The sequence below is a fragment of the Burkholderia sp. Se-20378 genome, from assembly GCF_017104665.1.
GTDB classification, from domain to species: Bacteria; Pseudomonadota; Gammaproteobacteria; order Burkholderiales; family Burkholderiaceae; genus Burkholderia; species Burkholderia lata.
The window spans coordinates 1-4,827 of sequence record NZ_JAAGPG010000604.1; the positions used below are offsets into that span (position 1 = coordinate 1).

General features: G+C 68.5%; 5 protein-coding genes. 1 reads left to right on the plus strand and 4 read right to left on the minus strand.

Features of this window, described 5'->3' with window-relative positions; genetic code table 11:
- The 4 genes from G3N93_RS34620 to G3N93_RS34635 form a co-directional block, all read right to left on the minus strand.
- Nucleotides 1-616: isochorismatase family protein (locus tag G3N93_RS34620; protein WP_206134987.1), on the minus strand; the 616-nt coding region annotated here is incomplete at its 3' end.
- Nucleotides 617-635: 19 nt separating this feature from the next.
- Nucleotides 636-1,676, minus strand: coding sequence for a 2,5-dihydroxypyridine 5,6-dioxygenase (locus tag G3N93_RS34625; RefSeq protein WP_174936047.1), 1,041 nt, complete (start codon nt 1,674-1,676; stop codon nt 636-638).
- A 47-nt stretch (nt 1,677-1,723) separates the two neighbouring features.
- Nucleotides 1,724-2,554: an alpha/beta fold hydrolase gene (locus tag G3N93_RS34630; protein WP_206134988.1), complete on the minus strand. Its 831-nt coding sequence runs from the start codon at nt 2,552-2,554 to the stop codon at nt 1,724-1,726.
- A 27-nt stretch (nt 2,555-2,581) separates the two neighbouring features.
- Complete coding sequence (locus G3N93_RS34635; protein WP_174936043.1) at nt 2,582-3,334, minus strand: Asp/Glu racemase; 753 nt, start codon at nt 3,332-3,334, stop codon at nt 2,582-2,584.
- Between the two features lie 299 nt (nt 3,335-3,633).
- Between G3N93_RS34635 and G3N93_RS34640 the strand changes: the two genes are divergently transcribed.
- A complete protein-coding gene (locus G3N93_RS34640; protein ID WP_206134989.1) occupies nt 3,634-4,791 on the plus strand; it encodes an FAD-dependent monooxygenase in 1,158 nt (385 codons plus the stop codon).
- Nucleotides 4,792-4,827: the final 36 nt, after the last annotated feature.

Here is a 4,827-nt window from a genome sequence, read left to right on the forward strand (position 1 = left end):
TCGCATCGTCGAGCGGCATCACCGCCGCGTATTTCTGCTGCATGTCGAACAGGTTCGCGTCGTGCGGCGCGATCGCGCGGTCGCCGACACAATCGGCGAGCACGAGCGGGCGGAACCCGTGCGACATCGCGTCGACGACGCTCGCGCGCACGCAGCCGCTCGTCACGGCGCCCGCGACGAGCAGCGTCTGCACCGCCCGTTGCGCGAGCCACGGCGCCAGCTGCGTGCCGAAGAACGCCGACGGCACGGTCTTGCGCACGACGAGTTCGCCTGGCGCGGGCGTGAGCTCCGGCACGATCGCGCTGTTCGGATGGTGCTCGGTCAGCGTCGCCATGCCGGGCACCTTCAGCGAGAACACGTTGTCGTCGCTGCCGTCGTCCGCGTACACGATGCGGCTGTGCGCGACGGGCCAGCCGCGTTCGCGCGCCAGCGCGAGCGCGCGCGTCGTGCGCGCGATCGCCGGCGCGATGTTGCCGCCGCCGAACGTCGCGGGATCGGCGAAGCCGACCACGAAGTCGACGATCAGCAGGCCGAGGTTGCCGTGCGGCGGCAGCGGCGTGCCGAAACCCTGCTGGCGATACACGTTCGCTTCGGCGTGGCGGGAAAGATCGTTCATGGTGTCGGTTGCTCGTCGGTCAGGCGGGTTGGTCGGTCACGCGGCCGTCGCGCACGACGGTCGCGCCGTCGAGTTCGACCGTGCAGCGGCGCAGCGGGATGTCGATGTGGCAGGTGGTCGTGCGGTTGCCGCCGCCTTCGTTGTTCGGGCCGAGCGAGAACAGGAAGTTGCCTTCGAACGCGCGCGCGTCCATCCCGATCGTCGCCTCGCGGTCGTACAGCCCGAGCGTCGACCAGCGTGCGCGCGGCTGCAGCCCCCAGCCGATATGCGAGATCGCATAGCCTTCGGGGTCGGCGAAGGTCTCCATGTAGTCGCGCAGCAGGTCGGCATCGACGCCGCCCTCGATGCGCGTCGCATAGCCGCCTTCGACGGTCAGTGCGATGGGTTCGCGCACGTAGTGCTTCTGCGGCAGCAGGATGTCGCCGCGATCGATGACGATCGTGCCGCGCGCGGTGCGATCGTTCGGGTAGGTCAGCGCGAAGCCGCTCGGCCAGTGGTCCCAGCGGCCCGGCGCATCGACGAAGCCGTATTCGGCGGTTGGCGGGAACTCGCCGAGCGGGCACACGAGCGCGGTGCCGGCGGCCGACGTCACGCGCATCTCGCGGGCGGCGGCGATCCGTTTCGCCGCGGCGAGCACGCGCGTGCGGTCGGCCAGCGTCGGCACCATCCGCACGAGCACTTCGGGCGGCTCGACCGCGAGCAGGATTTTCGTGCCGGACTTCAGGATGTCGTGCTGCTCGGGCGAGAACAGCAGCGTCATCAGGTCGAGCACGAGGTCGCTCTCGCGCAGCGCGGCGATCGCGGCCTTGTTGCCGGTCAGCGGCGTCGTGCCGAGATACGCGAGCGGATCGCGGCTGAATGCCTTGTCGCCGTTCACCGGCGGCAGGTCGAGGCGGTTGACGATCGCGCCCATCATTTGCGTCGCGATCAGCGCGCACGACAGCGTCTGCGGGTGGGTGGCCGCGCTCGTCAGGATCGTGACGGTCTGGCCCGGTTCGAGGCGCGACAGCGTGAGCACCTGCTTCCACGCGTCGATCAGTTGGGTATCGCTGACTGGCATCGTCGGCTCCGGTAAGTGCGTGAGGGAAAGGGGCGGGCGCCGTGCGATCAGGCCGCGAGCGGTGCGCCGAGGAAGTCGCCGAACGCCGCGTAGAAGCCCGGGGCGTTGTCCCACGGAATCATGTGGCCGGCGTCGGGCACGCGCACGTGCCGCATCGACGGCGTCGCGCGCTGCAGTTCGGCGACGTCGTCGTCGCGCACCACGTCGCCGCGTTCGGCCGTGATCAGCAGCGACGGCACGGCCAGCTGCGCGGCGTCCGCGTGGAAATCGTCGGCATGAAAGCCTTCGTACGTCGCGCGCACCGCGCGCTCGTCGCAGGTGTGCAGCCATTCGGCGCGCAACTGCAGCTCGGCGTCGGTCCAGGTCGGGCAGAACGCGCGCATGCCTTCGGCGTCGGTGCCGGCGCGCGCGAGCGCCATCGAGTCGATGTACCACGGCAGCTTGCCCGGATAGTCGCGGCGGTTCGGGCCCGACACGGGCGGATCGACGAGCACGACCGATTCGAGCCCGCGGATGCCGCGCCGCGCGGCGCGCGCGGCGATCCGCGCGCCCATCGAATGGCCGACGAGGCTCGTGCGCGGCAGGCCGAGCGCAGCGACGAGTGCCGCGATGTCGTCGGCCTGGGCATCGAGGCTGTAGTCGAGCGACGGCGATGCGTCGGACAGCCCGCGGCCGCGCACGTCGAGCACGTAGGTATCGAACGCCGCGCCGAATACTTCGCCGACGAACCCCCACGTGATCGCGGGGCTCGTGATGCCGGGAATCAGCACGATCGCCGGGCGCGAGGCGCGCGCGCCGGTCGCGCCGCCGTAGCGCAGGTAATGCTGGCGGATGCCGTTCGCGCGGATGTTCGCGCCATACAGGAAAGTCGAGGGCATGAAGGGACTCCGTCGAAAGGGCTGGGCTCAGTACGCGCCGGACAGCAGCGCGCCGGCGCCGGGCACGATCGGCTCGAGGTCGAGCTCGCGCAGCATCGCGTAGGTCGTCGCGATCGCGGCCGTGATCACGGGCTTGCCCGTCATCGCCTCGACCTTCGCGACGGCCGGCAGCGACGGCATCTGCACGCAGGCGGACAGCACGATCGCATCGGCGTCCTGGTATGGCAGCGTCTTCACGATGTCGGGCAGGCGCGCCGGGTCGTGGCGGCCGACGTCGAGGTTGTCGGGGATCTCCAGCGCGCGGTACGCGAGCACGTCGAAGCCCTCGTTGCGGATGTAGTCGACCACGAGTTCGGTCAGCGGCAGCATGTACGGCGCGACGACGACGATCCGCTTCGCGCCGATCACCTTCAGTGCGTCGACGAGCGCGCCCGCACTCGTCAGCACCGGCGCCTGCGCGCCGTTGTCCGCCGTGTGCTTCGTCAGGCGCGCCTGCGACACGCGGTGATAGCCGTGCCCCATAGCCATGATCGCGACCAGGCATGCATAGCCGAGCACGTCGACGCGCGCGTCGCTCAGTTCCACTGCGCAGCGGTCGGATTCGGCGTCCATCGCCGCGAGTTCTTCCTTGACGACCTTCTTCATCCGCATCCGGCTCGAGTGATACGTGAAGCGCTCGGGGCGGATCGATTCGCGCAGCCGCAGCATCGCGGGAATCTCGGTTTCCATCGTCGTGTTGGAACTCGGCACGATCTGGCCGATGCGGTAGGTCTTGCTCATGACGGGGAGGCTCCGTGTCGGTAAGGGTGGGGCGGCACGCTGGCGCGGGATCGCCGGATGTCGAGCAAAGTCTAGTGTGTACATTTGAAAATGGCAATGGATCAAAATGACGTCGAACGTGCGTCTATCGCTTTGTGGTGCGGGTATTCGTGGAATTATTGGTGTTTTCCCGAATGTCGTCGCGACTGACGACAATCCGCTTGTCGTGAATAAATTGAGTGTGTACGCTATATAAACGCTATTCAATCCGCCCGTTCTCGTGCCGTGTTCGGCGACGGGCCCACGATCAGGAGATCCGCATGAGCACACCTCGTATCGCAATCATCGGCGCCGGTCTCGGCGGCACGGCCGCCGCGGCGCTGCTTCAGCGCGGTGGCTACGACGTCGCGCTGTACGAGCAGGCGCCGGCGTTCTCGCGCCTCGGCGCGGGCATCCACCTCGGCCCGAACGTGATGAAGATCATGCGGCGCATCGGCTGCGAGGACGCGCTGGAGACGATGGGTTCGCATCCGGATTGCTGGTACAGCCGCGACTGGCAGACGGCCGACGTGCTAGCGCAGATCCCGCTCGGCGACTACGCGCGCAAGGCCTACGGCGCGAGCTACCTGACCGTGCATCGCGGCGATTTCCATGCATTGATGACGCAGGCGGTGACGCTCGGCACGATCCGCTTCGGCAAGCGGCTCGCGGCGGTGGAGGACACCGGCGACGCGGTGCGCCTGACGTTCACCGACGGCAGCGTCGAGACGGCCGACATCGTGATCGGCGCGGACGGCGTGAATTCACGGATCCGCGAGCACCTGCTCGGCGCGGAACCGCCGCGCTATACGGGCTACGTCGCGCACCGCGCGGTGTTCCCGGCATCGCTGCTCGACAACAAGCCGTACGACATGTGCGTGAAGTGGTGGTCGGAGGATCGCCACATGATGGTCTACTACGTGACCGAGAAGCGCGACGAGTATTACTACGTGACCGGCGTGCCGCAGGCCGAATGGCCCGAAGGCGTGTCGATGGTCGACAGCAGCCGCGACGAAATGCGCGAGGCGTTCGCGGGTTTCCATGCCGACATCCAGCACCTGATCGACGTGTCGCCGTCGATCACCAAGTGGCCGCTGCTCGAACGCGATCCGTTGCCGTTGTGGAGCCGCGGCCGCCTCGTGCTGCTCGGCGACGCGTGCCATCCGATGAAGCCGCACATGGCGCAGGGCGCGGCGATGGCGATCGAGGATGCCGCGATGCTCGCGCGCTGCCTCGACGAAGTCGGCGTCAGCGACTATGCGGGTGCATTCGCGCTGTACGAAGCGAATCGCGCGGCGCGTGCGTCGAAGGTGCAGCTCGTATCGCACAACAACACGTGGTTGCGCACGAACGAGGATCCGTCGTGGGTGTTCGGCTACGACGTGTTCGACGTGCCGCTCGTCTCGCCGTCGCGCAACAGCGTCGCGGCCGTGGCCTGACGCGTACGCGGTGCCCGCGCCGGCCGGCGCTTCGCC

Excerpts from the sequence above, each read along its gene's own strand:
- G3N93_RS34625 (WP_174936047.1), bottom strand. The coding sequence starts at position 1,676 with ATGCCAGTCAGCGATACCCAACTGATCGACGCGTGGAAGCAGGTGCTC.
- G3N93_RS34640 (WP_206134989.1), top strand. The coding sequence starts at position 3,634 with ATGAGCACACCTCGTATCGCAATCATCGGCGCCGGTCTCGGCGGCACG.
- G3N93_RS34630 (WP_206134988.1), bottom strand. The coding sequence starts at position 2,554 with ATGCCCTCGACTTTCCTGTATGGCGCGAACATCCGCGCGAACGGCATC.
- G3N93_RS34635 (WP_174936043.1), bottom strand. The coding sequence starts at position 3,334 with ATGAGCAAGACCTACCGCATCGGCCAGATCGTGCCGAGTTCCAACACG.